Genomic DNA, 24,497 nt, shown 5'->3' with positions numbered 1-24,497 from the left:
GGTGAAACCTTAGTTTGACCAGTTGCGGATACGCAGTGCGCTCTCGCTCACATCGTTGATACCCGCAATGGTTGGCAGTAATTGCGAGATCACACGGTTCCAGCGCGTAAGCGGCGTGGAGGTGACATAGACGATGTCGTACGGTTCCAGTTGGAATTCAGTACCCATGACCATTGATGCCGCATCTTTGGTATTCAACTGATAGATGTTGGCAATCTTGTTGCGATCGGTGCCGCGCAGTGGACGGATAACGAACACGCCGGTGGCGTCAGAGGTGGTTTGATCCATCCCGGCCGCATTGCCCAGCGCTTCAGCCAGCGTCATGCCGCTGCGATCCATTTTCAGGGTCGCCTGCTGCTTCACTTCGCCCATCACAAACACTTTCAGATCGTCATTACGCGGAACGTAAAGGATATCGCCTGGATAGAGCAGATGGTTCTGGCTCAGATCGCCGTTCTGCATCAGAGCCTGCAGTGAGACGCGCTGTTCGCGACCGTTGTGCGTCAGCACCACGTTGCGCCAGTCTGCATCCGCTGCCAGACCGCCTGCGGCGTTGATGGCATCCAGAATCGTCAACGGTACGTTGGTAATCGGCTGCTGACCTGAAGTGGTCACCGAACCGGTCACGTAGGTCTTCTGCGATTTGAACGAGGCGATGCTGACATCCACCTGCGGGCTTTCGATGTACTGCGCCAGGCGACGGGCGATTTCGTTACGCACTTCACCTACGGTACGGCCAGCTACGCGGACTTTACCAATGTATGGGTAGAAAATCGTACCATCGGAATGTACCCAGTTACCGGTGTCGCTGGCGCTACGGTACTGACCGGCCGGCGTGGTTAACTCAGGGTGATCCCAGACGGTCACGGTCAGCACGTCGCCGATGCCGATACGGTATTCATAGTTCTGAATTTCGTTCTGCAGAGAAGGGTTCGCCTGAGCCACCAGAGGCTTAGGACGCATTTTCTCTACCAGCGTTGGGGTTAACGGAAAGACGTTGACGTACTTATCGATGTCAAAGTTGCTGTCCTGCTGCTCGATGACATCTTTTCCCGATGTGGAAAGGCGCTGACCTGGTTCGATCGTACACCCGCTAAGAAAAGTGGCAGATACCAGCAAGGGTATCAATTTCATTTTGATTGTAATCATTTAGATCTTCGCTATCAGTTATTGATTGATAGAGGCGAATACGCCGCTGTGTAAGCGTCCAACAAAAAGTAAAACTAACTTAATTAAGCACTGAACCTGTCGTTCATTATCCTTTGCTCCAATTGTTATAAGTAGTAACCATCCATCAGGGCGGAATAACAGTAGCAGAGGATTACGCAACGGTAATGACAATCTACTTTCTCCCTGACGATGGCCGCTAACAACGACACGCCTGACAACGGCACCGAACCACGAGAGCGCGCGGTTAACGCGCTCTTATCGCCTCACAATCAATACGCACCGTCTCGCTTCAACACCACACCGACTGTTTTAAACAGAATGGCGATGTCATTCCACAGTGACCAGTTTTTCACGTACCACGAGTCGAAATAGACGCGGGTTTCGTAGTCAACATCATTACGACCGCTGACCTGCCACAATCCCGTCATGCCTGGCTTTGCCATCAGGTAATAATCAACATCACCGGCATAACGACAGAGTTCATCTTCAATAACCGGACGGGGACCGACCAGGCTCATGTCGCCGCGCACCACGTTCCACAGCTGCGGCAACTCATCAAGACTGGTTTTACGGATAAAATGGCCCACTTTGGTGATGCGCGGATCATTTTTCAGTTTGAAATCTTTGTCCCACTCCGCGCGCGCCACCGGGTCGGTACGCAGCACTTCTTCCAGCACTTCTTTAGAATTAATCACCATCGAGCGGAACTTCAGGCATTTGAATTTACGGCCATTCATACCAACACGCTCGTGTCCATAAATCGGTGGTCCACCGTCACGGCCGACCAGGAAACCCAGCACCAGCAGCGCCGGCATCAGCATCAGAATAATCGACAGGGCACCGACGATATCAAAGGCGCGCTTCAGGAAACGCGAGGTGCGTTTCGCCAGATTGTTCTGTACGCGTAAAATCATCACTTCGTGACTGAAGATATACGCCATATCGGTGCCATACAACGGCACGCCGCGTAATGTCGGGATGACCGATACCGAACGACAATTGTGCATCGCCAGCGATTTCAGCCATTTATCACGGTACTGGCTCTGCTCGAACTCTACCGCCACGATAAACTGGGTTTCGCTGTTGGTCAGGCTCCACAGCTCCTGCTCATCACGCAACACCGGTACGCCGTCGAGAATGCTCTGCGGACAGGTGCCATCCACGTCGTAGAAGGCGATAACGTCAAAACCCATCACCTCTTCGCTCTGCAGAGCCTGCCAGGCTTCGTGGGCATTTTTGCTGCTGCCGATAATAATGGTTTGCTTTTTCCACATCCCGTAATGGTTAAGCACCCGCTTAGAAAGCGCGCGGCAGGTCGGGATGAAAATAAGCGCCAGTACCCAGGTCAGTAACCAGACAAAACGCGACATCTGCCACTGCGACAATGCGGTAATCGACAGATCAATAACCGAGAATATAAGAATGGTACGAAAAATTTCTTTTAATTCGAACCAGAAAGGTTTGCGGTATGTATAGTGGCGCAGCCTTACCCAGAACCAGCCAATACAAATTACTGACAGGCAGATATGGGTGGCAATTTTTAAATTCATTTCTTTTTCAGAAATATCTGCCAGTGGCGAATCAGACTGCATATTAATTAGCATCATCGCCACAAAGAACGCTGCGTTGAAACAAATTAAGTCTGAGCAAGCCAGCATTAATTTGGTGATAAGACTTTTAAACGTAAATTCTGTATCGCGCATATTTAACTCTTTATTTTATTTCCTTAAACCCGCCACGTCTCTCACCTGTATATTTATTGAGCGGTATAAATTCTCAGGGCTGAGCCGTTTCTGAGGGGAGCTCCTGCGGCCTTTACGCCAACGATCTTAACCATAAAACCAGCATTATTGTGATTAATTCCAACAGATTACTCTGACTTTAATCGACCTTAACGGCGCTCATTTAATAAACGATAAACGCGATTCAGGCACGCTACCGCCCTTGGCTGTCGCTGCCAATACCGCTGTCATCATTCATATTGCTCTGCACGGGGCGTCGTATTGACGCTTAATGCATCAGTTATCGGACGAGATCACAATTCACAACATTTGACGTCGATGGGTCACGCGAATTACGACATGGGCGCAGACTTTTGCAAACTCGTTGCTATACTAGTTATTACTGGCTTGTTTACAAGTAGGCCCCGCCATCCCTGGACTATTTTAGGAAAAAGACTACCAGCCATTAGTATTGACGCCACAGCAGCAGTGCAATCCTTTCTTCATAATTCAGATTAATGCCATGTCGCCATTAGGATAAATCGCATAAGCAATACAGCGGGATATCCCTGCATTTGAAAATATTACCCGTCATCTGTGCTGCTAACTCAGTGTGGATTTAATCAGATCATCTTCAACGCAGAGACAAAATTATTGCGGCTAAATTGCTGCCAGCGGTTGCTCACCGCCGGTTCCGGCATTTGTACCGGGCGTCACACTCCACTATCATCAGACAAAATTCAATTAAAGACATTCAGGTGAATAACGCATGCTGGAGGTTATTGCAGATCCGTCGCTGTGGGCAGGATTAGTCACGCTAATCGTTCTTGAACTGGTTTTGGGCATCGATAACCTGGTGTTCATCGCCATTCTGGTTGAGAAGCTGCCTGCGACGTTGCGCGACCGTGCCAGGGTGATTGGCCTGCTGCTGGCGCTGGTCTGCCGTTTACTGCTGCTGGCCTCGCTCTCCTGGCTGGTTACGCTGACCCAACCGTGGGTGACGCTGGCCGGTCACGCGTTTAGCGCGCGCGATCTGTTACTGCTGTCAGGCGGGATTTTCCTGCTGTTTAAAGCCACAACGGAGTTAAATTCGCGCCTAGAAGGCCATGATGATGACGCCGGTCAACAAAAAGGCGGCGCTAAATTCTGGCCAGTGATAGCGCAAATCGTGGTTCTGGACGCCATTTTCTCGCTCGATGCGGTGATTACGGCAGTCGGAATGGTGAATGATTTACCGGTGATGATGATTGCGGTGACCATCGCCATCCTGCTGATGCTGCTGGCCAGCAAACCCCTGACCCGCTTTGTCAACAGTCACCCGACCATTGTCATCCTCTGCTTAAGCTTTTTACTGATGATCGGCTTCAGCCTGGTGGCGGAAGGCTTTGGCTTTGCGATTCCGAAAGGCTACCTCTATGCCGCCATCGGCTTCTCGGTGCTGATTGAGGCGCTGAATCAACTGGCGCAGTTTAACCGTCGTCGGGTGCTCTCGGCTGGCCGGCCGTTACGTCAGCGCACTGCCGAAGCGGTACTGCGACTGCTGCGCGGCGAGGCGGAACCGGCAGAGCTGGATGTCAAAACCTCCTCACTGATTGCCGACAGTGACGCCACAATGCTGTTCAACCGCCAGGAACGGGTGATGATTGCCCGGGTGCTGGGACTGGGACAGCGCCACGTTAACAGCATTATGACTTCGCGCCACGACGTTGAGCATATCGACCTGAGCGACGATCCGGCTGAGATCATGGCGCGCCTTGACCGTAATCAGCATACCCGGATTCTGGTTACCGACCACTCCAGCGAACCGCTCGGCGTGGTTCACGTTATCGATCTGCTGCATCAGTCGCTGCATAACAACTCCCTCGATTTGCGGGCGCTGATTCGCCAGCCGCTGGTGTTTCCTGAACGCCTGACGCTGTTGCAGGCGCTGGAGCAGTTTCGCCAGGCGCATACCCATTTTGCCTTTGTGGTGGATGAGTTTGGATCGGTTGAGGGGGTGGTCACCCTGAGCGACGTGATGGAGACCATTGCCGGTAATCTGCCGAATGAGGCGGGCGAAACCGACGCGCGCTACGATATTCAGGTTCAGGGCGAAAACCACTGGATCGCCAACGGCCATATGCCGCTGGATGACCTGGCGCTGTATGTGAAATTACCGCTGGAAGCACAGCGGGATTACCATACGCTGGCTGGCTTACTGATGGACCGGCTGCAACATATTCCGCAGGAAGGGGAAGAGGTGCAGCTGGGCGACTATCTGTTGCGGACGCTGCAGGTAGAAAATCACCGGGTGCAGAAAGTCGAAATTCTGCAACAGCCAGCGATGGACTATCAGGTCTGAGGCGCTGCGCCGGTTACGGGCGCAGCAGCTTCTGCATATTCTGTTTATTGTCGCTTTCCGGCTGACGCTCGATCCATTTGTCTAACCGCGACTTCGCCTCGTTCTGCAGCCGGTCGCGCAATACCTCATCCACCGGCAATGAATATTGCAGATCGTTCCAGCTGCCGTACATCCGCAGCGGGATTGGTTGATCGGCGAGCGCGGCCACCAGCTCTTCATCGCCTTTCCAGCCGCTGATCTTCAGCCCCAGCGTCACGTCGAGCTGCTGCTGCACCATGTTCACTTTGCCCTCTCCCTGCAGCGCCAGATGCTGACCGTTGCCGCTCAGCTGGCTGAAGCTGAGTTCGCCGCGGTTCAGCGCCAGCTGACCGCTGATCTGATCGATGCCCTGATCCGGCTGGTCGTCGCTGCTGACGCGATTACTGGCCCGCGCCACCGCGCGGCGCACCATCTGCTGCAGATTGAGCTGTGCCAGTTTGAGATGGCTGGCGCTGATCGCCGCCCTGCCCTGCCAGCTGCGCTTCGCCTCGGCCACGCTCAGCGTGTCACCCGCCAGGTTGCCGTTCAGGCTCACCGTTCCCTGCAGGCTTTCCGGCAGTTCAAAGGCTTTAAGCAGCGGCTGAATGTCAATCTGACTCAGCGCGGGCTGCAGGCTGATGTGGGTCACTGGCTGACGGATATCAATGCTGCCCGGAATCGAGAAACTCCCCTGCCCCAGACTGCCTTTCAGGGTGTTAAGCGTCATCAGGCCGCGTTGATTGGTGGCATCAATGGCCAGCCCGGTCAGTGGTAATCCGCGCCACAGCGCCTTATCGGCCTGCACTTTGAGCGCCAGGTCAAGGCTGTTAAGGGGTGAATCTGCGTTACTTGTCTCGCGCGGCTGCGCAATCACCGGCGAACGGGCTACCGTCGCCCGCTGTGCGCCCGGCGCGTCAGCCACCGACGTATCGGTCAGTAAATTATCCAGATTCAGGTTACTGGCTTTGAGGTCGAGCGCCAGCCGCTGCGGCATTGCCAGGCGACCATCGGCCTGACCGGTCAGGGTGCTGTCGTTGGCGGTTAGCTGCAGATTGCGCAATGCGAACTGCTGGTTATCGGCGTTCCAGTCAGCCTGGACACTCAGCGTACCTTTGATCCCCTGCGCCGGCATATCCGCACCGGAGAGGGTGTAATCGAGCTGCTCTATCTGACCGCTGAGGCGGTGCGGATACTGCGCCGCATCCAGCTGGCCTTTCAGGTTAACGGTGGCGTTGCGCTGATTGCGCGTCAGGCTGGAACTCAGGGTCAGCGTGGCTTGCTTACGCGCATCCTGTTCCAGATTGAGATTGAAGTCGCGGAAGTTATATTCGTCGCCGCCCGGCTGTTGCCAGATCAGCAAACTGTCGGCTACCCGCAGCTGGGCGATATCAAAAGACCAGCCGGTGGACGGCGCAGAAGGCTCGGCGTTACGCGGTCCCTGCGGGGCGTTTTTCGCCGGTTGCGCGGCGCTGTCGGGCGTAACCCGCACCACCGCATTTTTCAGCATCACCTGGGTCACGCTCAGCTGATGTGACAGCAGTGGCCAGAGATCGACATCCAGTCGCATATTGTCCGCTGTCACCAGCGGCTGGCTGGCACCGGGCGCGGTCAGGCTCATGCGGCCGGCCAGAATGCTGAGCTGCGGCCAGACGTGCCAGCGCAGATCGCCGCTGACCTGAAGCTGATAACCACTGCGTTGTTCAACCTGTTGTACCATGTAGGCACGAAAGTCGTTGGGATTTACCAGCAGCACCAGTGCGGTCATTCCCGCTACGACCACCACTAACAGGATGGCCAGCGTGGTTATCACTCTCTTCATTACATCCTCAGTAAATCAGTCTTTGTCGATACGGCTCGCGTCAGCGCCCTGCTGACCACGGTATTTTGCATCTTCACGTCGGTTATAGGGACGTGCCGCCGGCCCGGAAAGCGGTTCGAAGCTCAGCGCACCGATTAACATGCCAGGACGCAGCGCCAGCGGCAGTTTACCTGAGTTATAGAACTCCAGCACGATGCGCCCCTGCCAGCCGGGATCGATACGGTGCGCGGTGACATGCACCATCAGACCGAGTCGCGCCAGCGAAGAGCGTCCATCCAGCCAGCCAACCAGATCGTCCGGCAGTGTGACCGACTCCAGCGTGACCGCCAGCGCCAGTTCACCGGGATGCAGGAAAAAGGCTTCGCCGTCCGGCAGCACGATTTCATCGCTCATGACCCGGTCCAGCGCCGCGCTCACTTCATGTTTCGGACCACTGAGATCGATATAAGCCGCAGTGTGGCCGCTGAACGTACGGAACTGATTGCCCAGCCGCACATCGACCGTGGCACCATTAATCCGCTCGACGGGCGGGCGTGGCTCAATGGCCAGCTTGCCATTATCCAGCCAGGCTTCAATATCGCGGTCGCATAATCTCATTGCGCTAACTCCATGACGTAAGTGTAGCGAACAGGCGCCATACTGCGTGCCGCCTGTGCGCATCACATCCAGACAGACGTGAATTATTCAAAAAACTGATTGATTTTGGCTTTAAGAATATCAATAGCAATGCGGTTTTTCCCGCCGCGCGGCACAATGATATCGGCGTACTGTTTTGATGGCTCGATGAACTGCAGGAACATCGGACGCACGGTTTTCTGGTACTGGCTCATCACCGAATCCATCGAACGGCCACGCTCATTCACGTCACGCTTCATGCGGCGCATCAGGCAGATGTCGAGCGGGGTATCAACGAAAATCGAGAAATTCAGTTCCTGACGCAGACGCGCATCGGTTAACAGCAGAATGCCTTCAAGGATAATCACCTTTTTCGGCTTCAGGTGCAGGGTTTCTGCGGTGCGGGTATGTTCAACGTAACTGTAGACCGGTAACTCAATATCCTGGCCGGCTTTAACCGCCTGCAAATGCTGTAACAGCAAATCATGATCCATCGCGCTTGGATGGTCATAATTGGTTTTAACCCTCTCTTCCATGGTGAGGTGACTTTGATCTTTGTAATAAGCATCTTCCGGGATAACCCCGATATGCTCGTCACCTACCTGATCACGGATTTCACGATAGAGCGTGCTGGCAATTAAACTTTTACCGGATGCGGAAGCGCCGGCAATGCCTACAATCACGCACTGATGAGACTTGTCAGTCATACTTTTTTAAGACCTGATAACTGGAGCCTGCCACTGGTCACGCATTACGCGTCCAGATGACGGGCCGAAATGGAGAGGGTGTGTTCGCGCTAAGTATAGGGATTTCGGCGTTTTGATGCCAGAGAAATGGCGCGGGTGACTTTTCAGACTTTCTCCTTTGGACGTCACTCATTTCACCGATAAACTAAGCACACACTGTAATATAAATAAAACCGCCTGTGCGGCGCGCTCAACGCGTGTCTGCCGGGTACGATCGATCCCATCAGGAGTTGTATGCTCTGGAAGACTTTGACCTATTTTGGCGACAGCATGCTGTTGATTCCGACAGCGGTGCTTATTGCGCTGATTTTGCCGTGGAAGAGTGATAACCGCCGGACGGTGCTCTATTGGGTGGTCGCCTTTGGCCTCGCCGGACTGCTGGTCAGCCTGTCAAAAATTATGTTCCTCGGCTTTGGTATTGGCAGCGCACGCTTTAATTTTACCGGCTTCAGCGGCCATAGCGCGATGTCCGCCACCTTGTGGCCGGTGATGCTGTGGCTGATTTCGGGCCGCTGGTCCGCCCTGTGGCGCGGTGCTGCCATTGCCGTCGGCTATATGATCCCGCTGATGGTGGGCTTCTCGCGCCTGGTGATCCACGCCCATTCCAAAAGCGAAGTGGCGACCGGCCTGCTGCTCGGCTTCACCCTGAGCACCGCCTTCCTGATTTCGCAGCGTCGTACCGCGCTCAAAGGGTTCAGCTGGCCGCAGGTTGGCGCCGCGCTGTTAGTGCCATTTGTCCTGTTAAGTCATGGCCGGGTAGCCACCACCCAGCAGTTCCTCGAACGTTTTTCCGCCAGCCTGGCCGGTCTGGAAAAGCCTTACACCCGCGCTGACCTTTTCCGCCAGTAATCAAAGGCTAACTTTCTCTGCCCGTCAATTCGCCGAATAACGGGCAACTTTGATTTCCCCCCTTTTTTCTTGACTGAATGTGCTAGCATGCTGAAAGAGAATGACTGGTGCATATTTCGCCGTTGCGGAACCCCTGCACCCTGCCGGACGTCTGCATGACCATAGAGATCCCCTACCTGCACAATCGACCGAACAAGCGCTGGATCTCTGCGCTTTTACTCGGCTGCTCGATGTTTGTCCTGACGCTGTTCTGCCTTGAACTGATCGTGGTCAGCGGTAAAATTTCGCCCCTATGGTTTCCGACTGCCGCCATGACGGTGGTGGTTTTCCGCTGCCCGTCACGCCAGCTCCCGCTCTACCTGGCGGCCTGCGTGCTCGGCACCGCCTGGGCCAATGCAATCATCATCGGTCCGGCTCTCTCCAACATCAAATTTGCCTTGCTTAACCTGCTGCAGGCGGGTCTGGGCGGAATACTGCTGCGGGCGTTACTCGATCGCCGAGCACCACTCAGTTCACTGCATGACTGGGCGCGACTGGTGCTGTCAGTGGGGATCGTTACGCCGGTGATCGGCGGGCTGATGGCGCTGTGGGTGCTGCAGGTCAGTGGTCACGCCTCGTTTCCCTTCTTTTATACCTGGGTGATCTCCGAGATTATCGGCATGCTGGTGCTGGGTCCGATGCTGCTGTTGCTGCCGTGGCCGGTGCGCCGTACCCAGCTTCGCGAACTGCGTCTGACTGAATTCTTCCTGACGCTGGCGGTGACGCTGGTGGCCAGCTATCTGGCCCTGCGCTATCTGCCGTGGCCGTTCACCTTTATTGTGGTGATTCTGTTCTGGTGCGCCGTCCGCCTGCCTAAGCTGCAGGCGTTTGTGCTGTTTTTCCTGAACGCCAGCTTTATGTCGATGCTGCTGGCCTTGGGCCTGGTCAGCGTGGTGAACAATAACAGTGCGCTGGGACCGGTCTCCAGCTGGCTGCCGTTCCTGCTGGTGCTGATCCCCAGCCACATCATGTCGCTGGTGATGGATGCGTTTCGCCGTGAGAAGAATCACATCAGCGAGAGCGAAACCCGCTTTCGTCACGCGATGGAATATTCGGCGATTGGCATGGCGCTGGTCTCCCCTCAGGGCGGCTGGCTGCAGGTGAACCATTCGCTCTGCCAGACGCTGGGCTATCCGGAAGAGGAACTGCGGCGGCTGACCTTTCAGCAGATTACCCATCCTGACGACCTCAGCAACGATTTGCAGCAGCTCAGTAAGCTGCTCAGCGGTGAGATCTATACCTACACGCTGGAAAAACGTTACTTCCGCAAAGATGGCGAGATTGTCTGGACCCGGCTGACGGTGTCGCTGGTGCGCGATCCCGCCCATCTGCCGCTCTACCTGATTGCCCAGATCATCGATATCTCCGAGCTGAAACAGAGCGAGCAGGTCAACCGCCGGCTGATGGAGCGCATCACGCTGGCCAATGAGGCGGGCGGCATTGGCGTATGGGAATGGAACCTGCTGACCGGCGAAATGCTCTGGGACAAGCGGATGTATGCGCTGTTTGGCCTGGCACCGCACGAGTCACCCAGCTACGATTTGTGGATCCACCTGCTGCATGCTGGCGATCGGGAACATGCGGCGCTGACGGTGCAGCAGGCGATTGAACTGCGCAGCGCCTTCCATATGGAATACCGGATTGTTAACGACGACGGCCAGCGCTGGGTGCGTACTCAGGCCAACCGCATCCTGAGTAAAGAGGGACGGATTGAGCGGATGCTGGGGATTTGCCAGGACATCACGCCATTACGCAACCTCAACGAGGCGCTGTTCCAGGAGAAAGAGCGGATGGCGATCACCCTCGACTCAATCGGTGAGGCGGTGATCAGCACCGATGAAGCGATGCGCGTCGCCTTTATGAATCCGGTGGCCGAAAAGATGAGTGGCTGGTCGCAGCAACAGGCGGCTGGCAAACCCCTCAGCGAGCTGCTGCAGATCACGCAGGGCCGCAACGGACCAGAGATAGACACTCTGCTGCTGTGTCAGCTACCGCGTGAGAAAATCACCCCGGATCTGGATCAGGATCTGGTGCTGCATACCCCGGATGACGGGCATATCGACATCCATTACAGCATTACCCCGCTGCGCTCTGAGGCCGGACTGGAACAGGGTGCGGTCATGGTCATTCAGGATGTCAGCGAATCGCGCCAACTGATGAAGCGCCTGAGCTACAGCGCGCTACACGATACCCTGACCCGCCTGCCGAACCGCGCCAGCTTCGAGCATCAGCTAAAACGGCTGCTGTATGATGCAGCAGAACATCAGCATCACCACGTGCTGGTGTTTATCGATCTCGATAAATTTAAAGCGGTCAACGATAGCGCCGGTCATGCGGCGGGCGATGCGCTGCTGCGGGAACTGTCAGACCTGATGCTGCATCATCTGCGCAGCAGTGATTTCCTGGCACGGCTGGGCGGCGATGAGTTTGCGTTGCTGATGCCCGACTGCCAGGTTGAGCAGGCGTGCGAAGTGATTCAGCGCATTGTCACCACGGTCAATGATTACCGCTTCCAGTGGCTGGGCCGCCTCTATCAGGTCGGGGCCAGCGTCGGCGTCACCCAGATTTCGCCGGACAACTGCCAGAGCAGCGATGTGCTGTCTCAGGCCGATATTGCCTGTTATAACGCCAAACGCAGCGGACGTGGCCGCTATGTGGTTTATGAGCAGCACCGGTTGCCGCTGGCGGGCAATCATCAGGGCCTCGACGCCGCAATGATCGATTCGCTGCAGATAGAGCTGCCGGCCTGGGCTGTCGCCCCGCCGAATACGCCACAGTCAGCCTTTCTCTGGCTGCTGGAAGTGCAGCTGTTAACCCCGGATGGCCTGCTGATTGATGAAACGCTGCTGCGCAATAATCTGCCGGATGAAGGACTGCGGCGTCAGCTGGATAATAAAATCCTTGAGGCCTTCTTCCAGCACGATGTGCAGGGACTGAATGAAAAAGGCATTGCGGTGGTTCTGCCGCTTAGCGCCCAGGCGTTGCTCGATGCCGATTTTGTCCAGCAACTGTGTCGCCGTTTTGTGGCGGCCGGCCTGAGTGACAGCCGCTGTGGCTTCGCCTTCCCGGCTGCCAGCGTGTTAACTCAGGGCGATCGGCTGCACAGCGCACTGCTGCAGCTGCGTCAGAGTGGCTGCCGCATCGTGCTGCAGCACTTTGGCCGTAACCTCGACGCCTTCAATCAGCTCAGCGATGAGTGGGTCGACTGTCTGGTGCTGGCACCTGAACTGGTCTCCAATGTGCATAACAACCTGATGGATGAGATGTTGCTGACTATCATCCAGGGCCAGGCGTCGCAGCGCAACATTGCCCTGCTGGCCGGTCCGGTTTCGGTTCCGGCGGTGCTGACTACCCTCGCCAGCCTGGATGTGGATGGCGTCTGGGGCAGCGCGGTCGCCGAACGTCAGCCGCTGAGCGTACTGGCCGAAGCGCGCTTTTTTGCCATCCGTTAAATCCACCGTTGAGCGCTTGCTACCCTGCTAAAGCTGCGCTAAAGTCGCCCCCTTTTTTCCGGCATGGGGGCAAAAATGTTCATAGGATTCGATTACGGCACGGCTAACTGTTCCATAGCCGTCAGTGAAAATGGCGCGCCGCGTCTGTTAACGCTGGAAAACGGCCAGCGCCTGCTGCCGTCGATGATCTGTGCGCCTACCCGTGAGTCGGTCAGTGAATGGCTCTATCGTCATCATCAGGTGGCGACGCCCGACAGTGAAACCACCGCTCTGCTGCAGCGCGCCCTGCGTTTTAACCGCGAAGAAGATATCGACGTACAGCCCAACAGCGTGCAGTTTGGTCTGACCGCGCTGCAACAGTACATGGTCGATCCGGAAGATGTCTGGTTCGTAAAATCCCCCAAATCCTTTCTCGGTGCCAGCGGCCTGAAACCTCAGCAGATCGCCCTGTTTGAAGACCTGGTCTGCGCCATGATGCTGCACATTCGTCAGCAGGGCGAAAGTCAGCTTGATCAACCGATCGATCAGGCGGTGATTGGTCGTCCGATTAACTTCCAGGGCTTAGGCAGTGAAGAGGCCAACCAGCAGGCGCAGGGTATTTTACTGCGTGCCGCGCAGCGGGCCGGCTTCCGCGACGTGGAGTTTCAGTTTGAGCCGGTAGCGGCCGGTCTGGATTTTGAAGCCACCCTCCAACAGGAGAGCCGGGTGCTGGTGGTTGATATCGGCGGCGGGACCACCGACTGTTCGATGTTACTAATGGGACCGACGTGGCGCGACAAAGCCGATCGCCGCGAAAGCCTGCTGGGCCACAGTGGCTGCCGCGTCGGCGGTAACGATCTCGATATTATGCTGGCATTCAAAACGCTGATGCCGCTGCTCGGTCTCGGCGGTAATACCCAGAAGGGCATCGCCCTGCCCGCCCTGCCGTGGTGGAATGCGGTTGCGATCAACGATGTTCCGGCACAAAGCGAATTTTACAGCGCCGCCTGCGGTAAGTTACTGCGCGATTTAGTCCGTGACGCAGAGCAGAGTGAGGTGGTCGCGCGCCTGCTGAAAGTGTGGCAGCAGAAGCTGGGTTATCGTCTGGTGCGGGCTGCCGAAGAGAGCAAAATCGCGCTGTCAGATCGCGCGGAACATGCGGCGTCGCTCGACTTTATTGCCGGATCGCTGCAGGCCGATCTCAGCGTCAACCTGCTGCAGGAGGCGATCAATCAGCCGCTGGAGAAAATCCTTGAGCAGGTCCAGCTGGCGCTGGCCACCAGCCAGATCAAACCTGACGTGGTCTACCTGACCGGCGGCAGTGCCCGCTCGCCGCTGCTGCGTGCGGCATTGCAACAGGCGCTGCCTGACACGCCGATTGCCGGCGGCGATGATTTCGCCTCGGTGACCGCAGGCTTAGCCCGCTGGGCAGAAGTGATGTTCCGCTAAGCGTGATCGCGCAGCAAAAAAAACGGCGCCCAACGGCGCCGTTACTGTTTTGACTGCGGATCAGAACGCGATATTGGCGCTGATGCCGCCGATAAACGCATCTTTCACTTCGCTGACCGCGCCAGGCGCCACCACATATTGCAGATTCGGGCGCAGCGACATCCAGTTGGTCACTTTGGCGTTGTAATAGACCTCGTAGTTATACTCCGAGCCGTCCTGAATCGGCAGATAGGTCGGGCTGTCAAAACTGCTCTCGCCGTTGGCCTGATTCTGCTGACGCAGCGAGCGGGTGTAGTCGCTATTGACATGAATACGCGCCGCGCCTACGCCAATTTCATCATCAGGACGCGCATCAAACGGCCCTTTCCAGGTAAAGGCGATCGACTGATAGTTGTCGGTTTTTGAGGTTTTGTGATCGTTCATCACCGCCTGAACCCGCACGCCCAGACCGCGATTCACATCGCCATCCTGTGCCGTTAGCTGTTGCTGCAACAGCAGGTAGCCGCCATAGGCGTGATCCTGATCCTGATACGCGCCGTTGCGCCAGCTGCCATAGACATCGCCATTGGCTGAAGAGTAGTAATAGCCGATGCGGTAGTTACCCGGCAGCTTTTGCGCGCCCAGCGTCGGTTTCCAGCCCAGTTCGACCGGCACCAGATTGCCTTCAGAATTGCTGGTATCCAGACGGAAGCCGTCGCCGCGATCGTAGTTAGCCCGGTTCTGGTTATAGAATCCCACCTGGAAGAAAACTTCCGGGGTGATATTCAGTTTGATCCGGCCGCCCCACTGGGATACCGGCCAGTTAAACCAGCGGTCACCACGCCAGTTACCCGCCTGACCGCTGCCCAGCGCCAGGTTCTGGAACAGGTTGCCGTCGAAGTTATCAAAGTCCTCACCAACCGTCACCCGGCCAGCTTTCAGGTCGACCACATCGTTAAACAGCCCTTTGCGCAACCAGAACTGGGTCAGACGCCAGGTCTGGCCACGACCATACACTTCCTGCACTGAAGAGAGCATGCCGGTGCGCTTGTCCGCCACCTGTTCGGACAGGTTTTGTCCGTCACGGTTGGTGATAGTCATCTGGAATTCCGCATCCTGCCAGTCCAGCAGTTTTTCCAGATCGAAATTGGTGCCGAAGCTCCACTGATCGCTGTAACGCATGGTGGTGTTGGTATCGGCCCCGCCGCCTAAGTTGGCCGCGCTTTCCATGGTGTAATTTACGTCAAATTTAATGCCGTCGTTCTGCAACTGCGTTCGGTAACCACCCCAGTCACCAAACATCCACTCTGAATCAGCGCTCAGCGCGTCAGCGGCCATCGCATGACCGGTTAACATCGCCAGGATCAGGGTGCCGGTTGCCACACGGCGCAGCGGAAAACGCTGCTCTGCTTGTTTATTTTTCATCATGCTTATTCTTATGTGAGTTACGGGGGAATGACCCGCAGAGAATAGTGCTGAGAAAAGTTCAATTTTTGTAAATACGTGCGCACGATTAGTCAACTAACCAGTTTATTCGCGCAAATGTGAGCTGGATCTCAGAGTGGTTACTCTTGCAGCAGAGGAGGCGAAGCGTGAATGGATGGGGGCGAAACGGGGCGCAGCGGCCCCGTTCTGTTAGCGGCTGGCGTCGGCCAGCTGTTCAATCTGTTCCGGCGTCAGCGTCAGCCGGGTTGCCCCGACCAGATCGTCGAGCTGGGCCAGCGAGGTGGCACTGACAATCGGCGCGGTGATGCTGGGACGGGCAATCTGCCACGCCAGCGCCACCTGCGTCGGTGAAACCTGATGCGCTTCAGCGATTGCATCCAGCGCTGCCAGGATCTTCAGGCCGCGCGGGTTGAGATATTTTTCCACCACGCCCTGCCCGCGCTGACTTTTGCTGGCATCGGCCGGCTGGCGGTATTTACCACTCAGGAAACCGCTGGCCAGTGAGTAGTAGTTAATCACCCCTAACCCGTGGTGGCTGACCACCGGCTCCAGCTCTGATTCGTAGGGCTGGCGATCGTAGAGATTGTATTCTGGCTGCAGGGTTTCATATCGCGCCAGCCCTTCCGCTTCGCTGATTTCCAGTGCCTGCTGCAGGCGAGCCGCACTGTAGTTGGAGGCACCAATTGCCCGCACTTTGCCCTCTTTAATCAGGCCATCAAAGGCGCTCAGCGTCTCGGCCAGCGGCGTGTCCTGATCGTCACGGTGCGCCTGATAGAGATCGATATAATCGGTTTGCAGCCGACGCAGTGAGTCTTCCACCGCCTGGCGGATATACTGCGGTTTCAGTCCGGTTTTCTCCGGCGAAAGCTCCATCCCGACCTTGGTGGCCAGAACGATACTGTCGCGTTTGCCGCTTTTCTTCAGCCATTCGCCGATAATGGTTTCTGATTCACCGCCTTTATTTCCCGGTGCCCAGCGTGAATAAACATCGGCGGTATCAATAAACCACAGCCCTTTTTCCACCAGCGCGTCCAGCAGCGAAAACGAACCAGGCCGATCCACGGTCCAGCCAAACACGTTGCCGCCAAACGTCAGTACCGGCACCGAAATGCCGCTGTCGCCTAACTGTCGGGTTTCATTCTGACTCATCATCTGCTCCTTAGTGGTGTATCGAAACGGTCTGTCACTGAGCATAGCAAAGCGAAACGGTTTCTTTATGACGATTGTGGTGTGATTAATGCCAGAAAAGGCATACTTACCCGGCCCTGACAGATATCCTTATTTCCTTCAACTTTTGCCCGTCAGAGGCGACTACAATCTGACGTTTGCAGGCTACCCGTTTGATGCCTGCGCCTGGGACTACATCACTGCTGGAGAGCAAGCAAAATAATGAGCACCCGACATCCTGTTATGAAAAAGAGCCTGATTGTGCTGGTGGTGATTGCCGCGGCCGTCGGCGGATATTACTGGTGGCAGCACGCTGCTGAGCCGCAGACCGACCAGCAGAGTAGCGCACGCACGCCGCGCGGCAAAGGCGGCGCTGACGGCGCCCGTCGTCCTCTCGCCCCGGTTCAGGCCGCCAGCGCCACCAGCCAGAGCGTCCCGCAGTACCTGAGCGGATTAGGCACCGTCACCGCCGCCAATACCGCGACGGTGCGCAGCCGGGTTAACGGCGATCTGGTGGCGATACACTTTACCGAAGGCCAGCAGGTTAAGGCCGGCGATTTGCTGGCAGAAGTCGATCCGCGTCCGTATCAGGTGGCGTTAACTCAGGCCGAGGGTCAGCTGGCAAAAGATCAGGCCACGCTGGCGAACGCCCGCCGCGACCTGGCGCGTTTCGAAAAGCTGGCGAAAAGTTCGCTGGTGTCACAGCAGGAGCTGGATACGCAGCGCTCGCTGGTCAGCGAAACCCTCGGCACCCTGAAAGCGGACCAGGGCAGCGTCGCCAGCGCCCAGCTTAATCTGACCTACAGCCGGATTACTGCGCCGATCGACGGCCGGGTCGGTCTGAAGCAGGTGGACGTCGGCAACTACGTTACCAGCGGCGACACCACCGGCATTGTGGTGATCACCCAGACCCAGCCGATTGACGTGGTGTTCACCCTCGCCGAAAACAACATCAGCCAGATTCTGAAGGCGCAGAAAAGCGGTGAGCCGCTGCCGGTCGAAGCCTGGGATCGCAGCAATCAGGCGCTGATTGCCAGCGGTAAACTGCTGAGCCTCGATAACCAGATTGATGTCACCACCGGCACCATTAAGATCAAAGCGCGCTTCGATAATCAGGACGGTGCGCTGTTCCCCAATCAGTTCGTTAACGTCCGGCTGAAGGTCAATACCCTGCAGGATGCGATTGTTATTCCGGCCGCCGCGCTGCAGATGGGCAATGAAGGCCACTTCGTCTGGGTGGTCAACAGCGATAATAAAGTCAGCAAGAAAAGCGTGATTGCCGGCCTGCAGGATAGCCAGAAAGTGGTGATCAGCGCCGGGCTGGAAGCGGGCGAACGGGTGGTGACCGATGGTCTGGATCGCCTGACCGAAGGCGCGAAAGTTGAGATTGTCGCGGCGCAAAGTACCGCACCGCGCAGTAGCCGTGCGGCGCTGCCGTCGAAGGGAGAGCGTGAGTAATGCAGGTAATGCCTCCCGATCACAGCGGTGGACCGTCGCGCCAGTTTATTCTGCGTCCGGTAGCCACCACGCTGTTGATGATTGCCATTCTGCTGGCAGGCGTGCTGGGCTATCGCTTCCTGCCGGTTTCGGCGCTGCCGGAAGTTGATTATCCGACCATTCAGGTGGTTACCCTCTATCCGGGTGCCAGTCCGGACGTGGTCACCTCATCCATTACCGCGCCGCTGGAGCGTCAGTTCGGCCAGATGTCGGGCCTGAAGCAGATGGCGTCGCAGAGTTCGGGCGGCGCATCGGTGGTGACGCTGCAGTTCCAGCTCAGCCTGCCGCTCGACGTGGCGGAACAGGAAGTGCAGGCGGCGATTAACTCCGCCACCAACCTGCTGCCCAACGATCTGCCCAATCCGCCGGTCTACAGCAAAGTGAACCCGGCCGATCCGCCGATCATGACGCTGGCCGTTACCACCCGCAGCATGCCGCTGACCCAGGTTCAGGACATGGTGGAAACCCGGGTGGCGCAGAAAATTTCTCAGGTCAGCGGCGTCGGGCTGGTGACCTTGTCCGGCGGTCAGCGTCCGGCGGTGCGGGTCAAAATGAATGCCCAGGCGCTGGCGGCGCTTGGCCTGACCAGCGAGACGGTGCGTACCGCCATCAGCGACGCCAACGTCAATTCGGCTAAAGGCAGCCTGGATGGGCCGACGCGCTCGATTACCCTGTCGGCCAACGACCAGATGAAATCGGCGGAAGATTACCGTCAGCTGATCATCAGCTACAACAACGGTGCGCCAGTGCGGTTGGGTGACGTCGCCACCATTGAGCAAGGCGCAGAGAACAGCTGGCTGGGTGCCTGGGCCAACCGCGACGCCGCGATTGTGCTCAACGTGCAGCGTCAGCCGGGTGCCAACATCATTGCTACCGCTGACAATATCCGCGCCATGCTGCCCGCGCTGACGGCGGCGTTGCCAAAATCGGTCGAGGTCAAACTGCTGACCGACCGCACCACCAATATCCGCGCCTCGGTCAGCGATACCCAGTATGAGCTGATACTGGCGATGGCGCTGGTGGTGATGATCATCTACCTGTTCCTGCGCAATGTGCCCGCCACGCTGATCCCGGCGGTTGCGGTGCCGCTGTCGCTGATCGGCACCTTTGCGGCGATGTATTTTCTCGGCTTTTCGATCAACAACCTGACCTTAATGGCGCTGACCATTGCCACCGGGTTTGTGGTCGATGACGCGATTGTGGTGATTGAGAACATCTCCCGCTACATCGAAAAAGGGGAAAAACCGTTAACCGCGGCGCTGAAAGGCGCAGGCGAAATCGGTTTTACCATCATCTCGCTGACCTTCTCACTGATTGCAGTGCTGATCCCGCTGCTGTTTATGGGCGATGTCATTGGCCGCCTGTTCCGCGAGTTTGCGGTGACGCTGGCGGTGGCGATTCTGATCTCGGCAGTGGTCTCGCTGACCCTGACGCCGATGATGTGCGCCCGGATGCTGAGCGCCGGGTCGCTGCGTAAGCAGAACCGTTTCTCACGCGCCAGCGAAGCGATGTTTGAGCGCATCATTGCCGTCTACGGTCGCGGGTTACGCCGGGTGCTTAATCATCGGTGGCTGACCTTATCGGTCGCGCTCGGTACCCTGGTGCTGACCGTCCTGCTGTGGATGATGATCCCGAAAGGCTTTTTCCCGCAGCAGGACAACAGCATTATTCAGGGCACGCTGCAGGCGCCGCAGTCCGTCTCCTACGCCAGCATGGCCGAGCGTACCCGCGATGTGGCTTCAATCATCATGAAAGATCCAGCGGTGCAGAGCATGACCTCATTTGTCGGGGTGGACGGCACTAATGCCGCGCTGAACAGTGCCCGGCTGCAAATCAACCTCAAGCCGCTCGACCAGCGTGAAGATCGGATCCCGGTGATTCAGCAACGGCTGCAACAGCAGGTGAGCCAGATTCCGGGCGTGCAGCTGTGGCTGCAGGCGGTACAGGATCTCACCATTGATACCCAGGCGAGCCGCACGCCCTATCAGTTTACGCTGCAGTCGGGTTCGCTGGCTTCACTCACCACCTGGGTGCCGGCGCTGCTGGCCGAGCTGAATACCCTGCCGCAACTGCGGGATGTCAGCAGCGACTGGCAGGATCAGGGACTGGAAGCCTATATCAATGTCGATCGTGCCAGCGCCAGCCGGCTGGGTATCAGTATGGCGGACGTGGATAACGCGCTGTATAACGCCTTTGGTCAGCGCCTGATCTCTACCATTTATACCCAGGCTAATCAGTATCGTGTGGTGCTGGAGCAGGACAACCGCGCCACGCCTGGCCTGCAAAGCCTGGAGAGCATTCGTCTGGCCAGCAGCGACGGCGGCAATGTGCCGCTGAGCACCTTTGCCCGTATTGAACAGCGTCATACACCGCTCAGTATCAACCATCTCGATCAGTTCCCGTCGGCGACCTTCTCGTTCAACGTGGCTGACGGCTATTCGCTGGAAGATGCGGTCAAAGCGGTATCGCAGGCAGAAGCGCAGCTCGGTATGCCCGCCGAAATGATGACCCAGTTCCAGGGCAGCACGCTGGCGTTTGAAGCGGCGCTGAGCAGCACCGTCTGGCTGATTGTGGCGGCGATTGTAGCGATGTATATCGTGCTCGGGGTGCTGTATGAGAGCTTTATCCATCCAATCACCATACTGTCGACGCTGCCAACCGCGGGCGTCGGGGCGCTGCTGGCGCTGATGCTCAGCGGCAACGAACTGGATATTGTGGCGATCATCGGCATCATTCTGCTGATCGGTATCGTGAAAAAGAACGCCATCATGATGATCGACTTCGCGCTGGCGGCTGAGCGTGAACAGGGGATGCAGCCTTACGATGCTATCTATCAGGCCTGCCTGTTGCGTTTCCGGCCGATTCTGATGACCACGCTGGCGGCGCTGCTCGGCGCGTTACCGCTGATGCTCAGCACCGGGGTCGGCGCGGAACTGCGTCACCCGCTGGGGATTGCGATGGTCGGCGGTCTGATTGTCAGTCAGGTGCTGACGCTGTTCACCACGCCGGTGATCTACCTGCTGTTTGATCAGCTGGCGCACGCCACCCGCCGTCGCCTCGGCCGCACGGAGGCCGCAGAGTGAAGTTTTTTGCCCTGTTTATTCATCGGCCGGTCGCCACAACCCTGCTGACGCTGGCAATTGCGCTGGCTGGCATCCTCGGTTTTCGCCTGCTGCCGGTGGCACCGCTGCCGCAGGTCGATTTTCCGGTGATCGTGATTTCGGCCTCGCTGCCGGGTGCCGCGCCGGAGATCATGGCGTCGTCGGTCGCCACGCCACTCGAGCGCTCGCTGGGCCGCATCGCCGGCGTCAGTGAAATGACCTCAACCAATTCACTCGGCAGCACCCGCATCATTCTGGTGTTTGATTTTGATCGTGACATCAACGGAGCCGCGCGCGATGTTCAGGCCGCGATTAACGCGGCGCAAAGCCTGCTGCCTACCGGGATGCCGTCGCGCCCGACGTATCGCAAAGTGAACCCTTCAGATGCGCCGATTATGATCATGACGCTGACCTCGGACAGCTACAATCCGGGTCAGCTGTATGACTACGCCTCGACGCAGCTGGCGCAGAAACTGTCACAGATTGAGGGCGTCGGCGACGTCACCGTAGGCGGCAGCTCGCTGCCTGCGGTCCGCGTGGCACTGAATCCACAGGCGCTGTTTAATCAGGGCGTGTCGCTGGATGCGGTGCGCACCGCCATTTCCAACGCCAATCAGCGACGGCCGCAGGGTGCACTGGATGATTCGCAGCAGCGCTGGCAGTTGCGTACCAATGATGCGCTACAGACCGCCAGTGAGTATCAGCCGCTGATAGTGCATTACAACAACGGCGCGGCGGTCAGGCTGTCGGACGTGGCGACAGTCGAAGACTCGGTTCAGGACGTGCGTAATGCCGGGATGTCACGCGGTAAACCGGCGGTGCTGCTGCTGATCCGCAAAACGCCTGAAGCTAACGTCATCGATACGGTGGACCGTATCCGCGCCGAAATGCCGCTGCTGCATGAGGTGATCCCGGCCGCCATCGACCTGCAGATCGCTCAGGATCGCTCCCCCACCATTCGTGCCTCGCTGCATGAAGTGGAGCAATCGCTGGTGATCGCCGTGGCGCTGGTGATTCTGGTGGTGTTTGTTTTCCTGCGCTCGGGTCGCGCCACGCTGATCCCGGCGGTGGCGGTGCCAGTTTCACTGATTGGCACCTTCGCCGCGATGTACCTGTGCGGCTTTAGTCTCAACAACCTGTCGCTGATGGCGCTGACCATCGCCACCGGCTTTGTGGTCGATGATGCGATTGTGGTGCTGGAGAACATCGCCCGCCACGTCGAGGCGGGCATGAAGCCGTTGCCCGCAGCGCTGAAAGGGGTACGTGAAGTCGGCTTTACCGTACTGTCGATGAGTCTGTCACTGATCGCGGTCTTCCTGCCGCTGCTGATGATCGGCGGGCTGATTGGCCGCTTCTTCTCCGAGTTTGCCATCACCCTGTCGGTGGCGATTGTGATCTCGCTGTTTATCTCAGTAACCCTGACGCCGATGATGTGTGCATATCTGCTGAAACCGTCGGCACCCGGCAGCCAGCCCCGTCGGCATGGATCGGGCCGGCTGCTGCTGGCGATTCAGCAGGGCTATGGCCGCTCGCTCAATGTGGTGCTGAACCATGCCCGCTGGGTGCTGCTGCTGTTTTTCGCCACCATCGCCCTCACCGTCTGGCTGTTTATCAGCATCCCGAAAACCTTTATGCCGGAGCAGGACACCGGCCGGCTCTCCGGTTTTATCTCGGCCGACCAGAGCATTTCGTTCCAGGCGATGCGCAGTAAGCTGCAGGATTTTATGGAGATCGTCGGTGCCGATCCGGCGGTAGAGAGCGTGGTCGGCTTTACCGGTGGGATGCGCACCAACAGCGGCTCGATGTTTATCTCGCTGAAACCGCTGTCAGAGCGCAAAGAGAACGCGCAGGCGGTCATCGCCCGGCTGCGGGTTAAACTGGCAAAAGAGCCGGGTGCTAACCTCTACCTGAATGCGGTGCAGGATCTGCGGGTCGGCGGCCGTGAATCGAATGCCGGTTATCAGTACTCGCTGCTGTCGGACAATCTCGACGACCTGCGCAGCTGGGAGCCGAAAATCCGTCAGGCGTTCGCCGCCCTGCCGCAGCTGGCGGACGTCAACTCCGATCAGCAGGATAAAGGCAGCGAAATGGCCCTGACCTACGATCGTGAAAGTATGGCGCGACTCGGTATTAACGTCGCTGAAGCGAATGCCTTGCTGAATAACGCCTTTGGTCAGCGCCAGATCTCTACTATTTATCAGCCGCTTAACCAGTACAAGGTGGTGATGGAGGTCGATCCACGCTATACCCAGGATATCAGCGCCCTGTCGCAGATGTTTGTTATCAACAGCGAAGGCAAAGCAATTCCACTGTCGTGGTTTGCGCACTGGCAGCCCGCCAACGCCCCGCTGTCGGTCAATCATGAAGGGCTTTCTGCCGCCTCGACCATCTCGTTTAACCTGCCGGAAGGCGTGTCGCTGTCGCAGGCATCCGAGGCAATTGAGCGCACCATGACCTCGCTCGGGGTGCCTTCCAGCGTACGCGGCAGTTTTGCCGGTACAGCGCAGGTATTCCAGCAGTCGCAGAGCAGCCAGCTGTGGCTGATGCTGGCGGCCATTGGCGCGGTCTATATCGTGCTGGGGATGCTGTATGAGAGCTATGTCCATCCGCTCACCATTCTGTCGACGCTGCCGTCGGCCGGGGTTGGCGCACTGCTGGCGCTGGAATTGTTCGATACGCCGTTCAGCCTGATTGCGCTGATCGGAATTCTGCTGCTGATCGGCATCGTGAAAAAGAACGCTATCATGATGGTAGATTTTGCCCTTGAGGCACAACGCAACGGCCAGCTCAGCGCGCGCGAGGCGATTTTTCAGGCCTGCCTGCTGCGCTTCCGGCCGATTCTGATGACCACGCTGGCGGCGCTGTTTGGCGCGCTGCCGCTGGTGCTGACCAGCGGTGACGGCGCGGAACTGCGACAGCCGCTCGGCATTACCATCGCCGGCGGTCTGGTGATGAGCCAGTTGCTGACGCTCTACACCACGCCGGTGGTCTACCTGATGATGGATAAACTACGGCGTAAAAAGCGTCCGCTGGCGCTGGCGCAACAGCAATAACGGGGTGTGCGACGCCGCAGCGTCGCGCGAGGTGAAGAACGAAGCGACGCGATTTC

14 protein-coding genes are annotated in these 24,497 nt (G+C 57.5%); 7 read left to right on the top strand and 7 right to left on the bottom strand.

Going from position 1 to position 24,497, the window contains the following annotated elements:
- Positions 1–9 precede the first annotated feature (9 nt).
- A complete protein-coding gene (locus ACLIBF_RS07385; RefSeq protein WP_031375327.1) occupies positions 10–1,149 on the bottom strand; it encodes a polysaccharide export protein in 1,140 nt (379 codons plus the stop codon).
- A 290-nt stretch (positions 1,150–1,439) separates the two neighbouring features.
- Positions 1,440–2,873: an undecaprenyl-phosphate galactose phosphotransferase WbaP gene (wbaP, locus tag ACLIBF_RS07380; RefSeq protein WP_031375326.1), complete on the bottom strand. Its 1,434-nt coding sequence runs from the start codon at positions 2,871–2,873 to the stop codon at positions 1,440–1,442.
- A gap of 787 nt (positions 2,874–3,660) precedes the next feature.
- Between wbaP and ACLIBF_RS07375 the strand changes: the two genes are divergently transcribed.
- On the top strand, positions 3,661–5,232 hold the full coding sequence (locus tag ACLIBF_RS07375) for a TerC family protein (RefSeq protein ID WP_069728961.1): 1,572 nt from the start codon (positions 3,661–3,663) through the stop codon (positions 5,230–5,232).
- A 13-nt stretch (positions 5,233–5,245) separates the two neighbouring features.
- On the opposite strand, the gene asmA is transcribed toward ACLIBF_RS07375, so the two are convergent.
- The 3 genes from asmA to udk form a co-directional block, all read right to left on the bottom strand.
- Positions 5,246–7,069 carry an outer membrane assembly protein AsmA gene (gene asmA / locus ACLIBF_RS07370; RefSeq protein ID WP_279810151.1) on the bottom strand — a complete coding sequence of 608 codons (1,824 nt, stop codon included), beginning with the start codon at positions 7,067–7,069 and terminating at the stop codon, positions 5,246–5,248.
- 15 nt (positions 7,070–7,084) lie between these two features.
- Positions 7,085–7,666 (bottom strand): dCTP deaminase, encoded by a 582-nt coding sequence (gene dcd / locus ACLIBF_RS07365; protein WP_031375323.1) that lies wholly within the window; start codon positions 7,664–7,666, stop codon positions 7,085–7,087.
- An 83-nt stretch (positions 7,667–7,749) separates the two neighbouring features.
- Positions 7,750–8,391, bottom strand: a complete 642-nt coding sequence (udk, locus tag ACLIBF_RS07360; protein WP_031375322.1) for a uridine kinase — start codon at positions 8,389–8,391, stop codon at positions 7,750–7,752.
- Between the two features lie 273 nt (positions 8,392–8,664).
- On the opposite strand from udk, the gene ACLIBF_RS07355 reads away from it, so the two are divergent.
- The 3 genes from ACLIBF_RS07355 (at position 8,665) to yegD (ending at position 14,198) form a co-directional block, all read left to right on the top strand.
- Entirely contained in the window at positions 8,665–9,279 is a 615-nt protein-coding gene (locus tag ACLIBF_RS07355) for a phosphatase PAP2 family protein (protein WP_279810152.1), read from the top strand.
- A gap of 155 nt (positions 9,280–9,434) precedes the next feature.
- The gene (locus ACLIBF_RS07350; protein WP_448309501.1) at positions 9,435–12,770 is read left to right on the top strand and encodes a diguanylate cyclase; all 3,336 of its coding nucleotides are present in this window, start codon (positions 9,435–9,437) and stop codon (positions 12,768–12,770) included.
- A gap of 75 nt (positions 12,771–12,845) precedes the next feature.
- The gene (gene yegD, locus ACLIBF_RS07345; RefSeq protein WP_031375319.1) at positions 12,846–14,198 is read left to right on the top strand and encodes a molecular chaperone; all 1,353 of its coding nucleotides are present in this window, start codon (positions 12,846–12,848) and stop codon (positions 14,196–14,198) included.
- 60 nt (positions 14,199–14,258) lie between these two features.
- Here the strand turns inward: yegD and ACLIBF_RS07340 are convergent, their stop codons facing one another.
- Positions 14,259–15,602 carry a carbohydrate porin gene (locus tag ACLIBF_RS07340; protein WP_031375318.1) on the bottom strand — a complete coding sequence of 448 codons (1,344 nt, stop codon included), beginning with the start codon at positions 15,600–15,602 and terminating at the stop codon, positions 14,259–14,261.
- A 210-nt stretch (positions 15,603–15,812) separates the two neighbouring features.
- The gene (locus ACLIBF_RS07335; RefSeq protein WP_089561732.1) at positions 15,813–16,772 is read right to left on the bottom strand and encodes an aldo/keto reductase; all 960 of its coding nucleotides are present in this window, start codon (positions 16,770–16,772) and stop codon (positions 15,813–15,815) included.
- 240 nt (positions 16,773–17,012) lie between these two features.
- Between ACLIBF_RS07335 and ACLIBF_RS07330 the strand changes: the two genes are divergently transcribed.
- Genes ACLIBF_RS07330 through mdtC form a run of 3 tightly spaced genes read left to right on the top strand, consistent with a single transcriptional unit; the run spans position 17,013 to position 24,441 of the window.
- Positions 17,013–18,248: an MdtA/MuxA family multidrug efflux RND transporter periplasmic adaptor subunit gene (locus tag ACLIBF_RS07330; RefSeq protein ID WP_279810155.1), complete on the top strand. Its 1,236-nt coding sequence runs from the start codon at positions 17,013–17,015 to the stop codon at positions 18,246–18,248.
- Positions 18,248–21,370, top strand: coding sequence for an MdtB/MuxB family multidrug efflux RND transporter permease subunit (locus ACLIBF_RS07325; protein WP_279810156.1), 3,123 nt, complete (start codon positions 18,248–18,250; stop codon positions 21,368–21,370). Before ACLIBF_RS07330 ends, ACLIBF_RS07325 begins: the two co-directional genes overlap by 1 nt.
- Positions 21,367–24,441, top strand: a complete 3,075-nt coding sequence (gene mdtC / locus ACLIBF_RS07320) for a multidrug efflux RND transporter permease subunit MdtC (protein ID WP_279810157.1) — start codon at positions 21,367–21,369, stop codon at positions 24,439–24,441. Before ACLIBF_RS07325 ends, mdtC begins: the two co-directional genes overlap by 4 nt.
- Positions 24,442–24,497 lie beyond the last annotated feature (56 nt).

Source organism: Pantoea sp. PGP6 (assembly GCF_053474785.1).
Note: the sequence above shows the minus strand (reverse complement) of the source record. Positions and strands in the feature narration are given on the sequence as shown.

Excerpts from the sequence above, each read along its gene's own strand:
- wbaP (WP_031375326.1), bottom strand. The coding sequence starts at position 2,873 with ATGCGCGATACAGAATTTACGTTTAAAAGTCTTATCACCAAATTAATG.
- yegD (WP_031375319.1), top strand. The coding sequence starts at position 12,846 with ATGTTCATAGGATTCGATTACGGCACGGCTAACTGTTCCATAGCCGTC.
- asmA (WP_279810151.1), bottom strand. The coding sequence starts at position 7,069 with ATGAAGAGAGTGATAACCACGCTGGCCATCCTGTTAGTGGTGGTCGTA.
- ACLIBF_RS07325 (WP_279810156.1), top strand. The coding sequence starts at position 18,248 with ATGCAGGTAATGCCTCCCGATCACAGCGGTGGACCGTCGCGCCAGTTT.
- ACLIBF_RS07385 (WP_031375327.1), bottom strand. The coding sequence starts at position 1,149 with ATGATTACAATCAAAATGAAATTGATACCCTTGCTGGTATCTGCCACT.
- ACLIBF_RS07355 (WP_279810152.1), top strand. The coding sequence starts at position 8,665 with ATGCTCTGGAAGACTTTGACCTATTTTGGCGACAGCATGCTGTTGATT.
- ACLIBF_RS07350 (WP_448309501.1), top strand. The coding sequence starts at position 9,435 with ATGACCATAGAGATCCCCTACCTGCACAATCGACCGAACAAGCGCTGG.
- ACLIBF_RS07330 (WP_279810155.1), top strand. The coding sequence starts at position 17,013 with ATGAGCACCCGACATCCTGTTATGAAAAAGAGCCTGATTGTGCTGGTG.
- udk (WP_031375322.1), bottom strand. The coding sequence starts at position 8,391 with ATGACTGACAAGTCTCATCAGTGCGTGATTGTAGGCATTGCCGGCGCT.
- dcd (WP_031375323.1), bottom strand. The coding sequence starts at position 7,666 with ATGAGATTATGCGACCGCGATATTGAAGCCTGGCTGGATAATGGCAAG.
- ACLIBF_RS07375 (WP_069728961.1), top strand. The coding sequence starts at position 3,661 with ATGCTGGAGGTTATTGCAGATCCGTCGCTGTGGGCAGGATTAGTCACG.
- ACLIBF_RS07340 (WP_031375318.1), bottom strand. The coding sequence starts at position 15,602 with ATGAAAAATAAACAAGCAGAGCAGCGTTTTCCGCTGCGCCGTGTGGCA.
- ACLIBF_RS07335 (WP_089561732.1), bottom strand. The coding sequence starts at position 16,772 with ATGAGTCAGAATGAAACCCGACAGTTAGGCGACAGCGGCATTTCGGTG.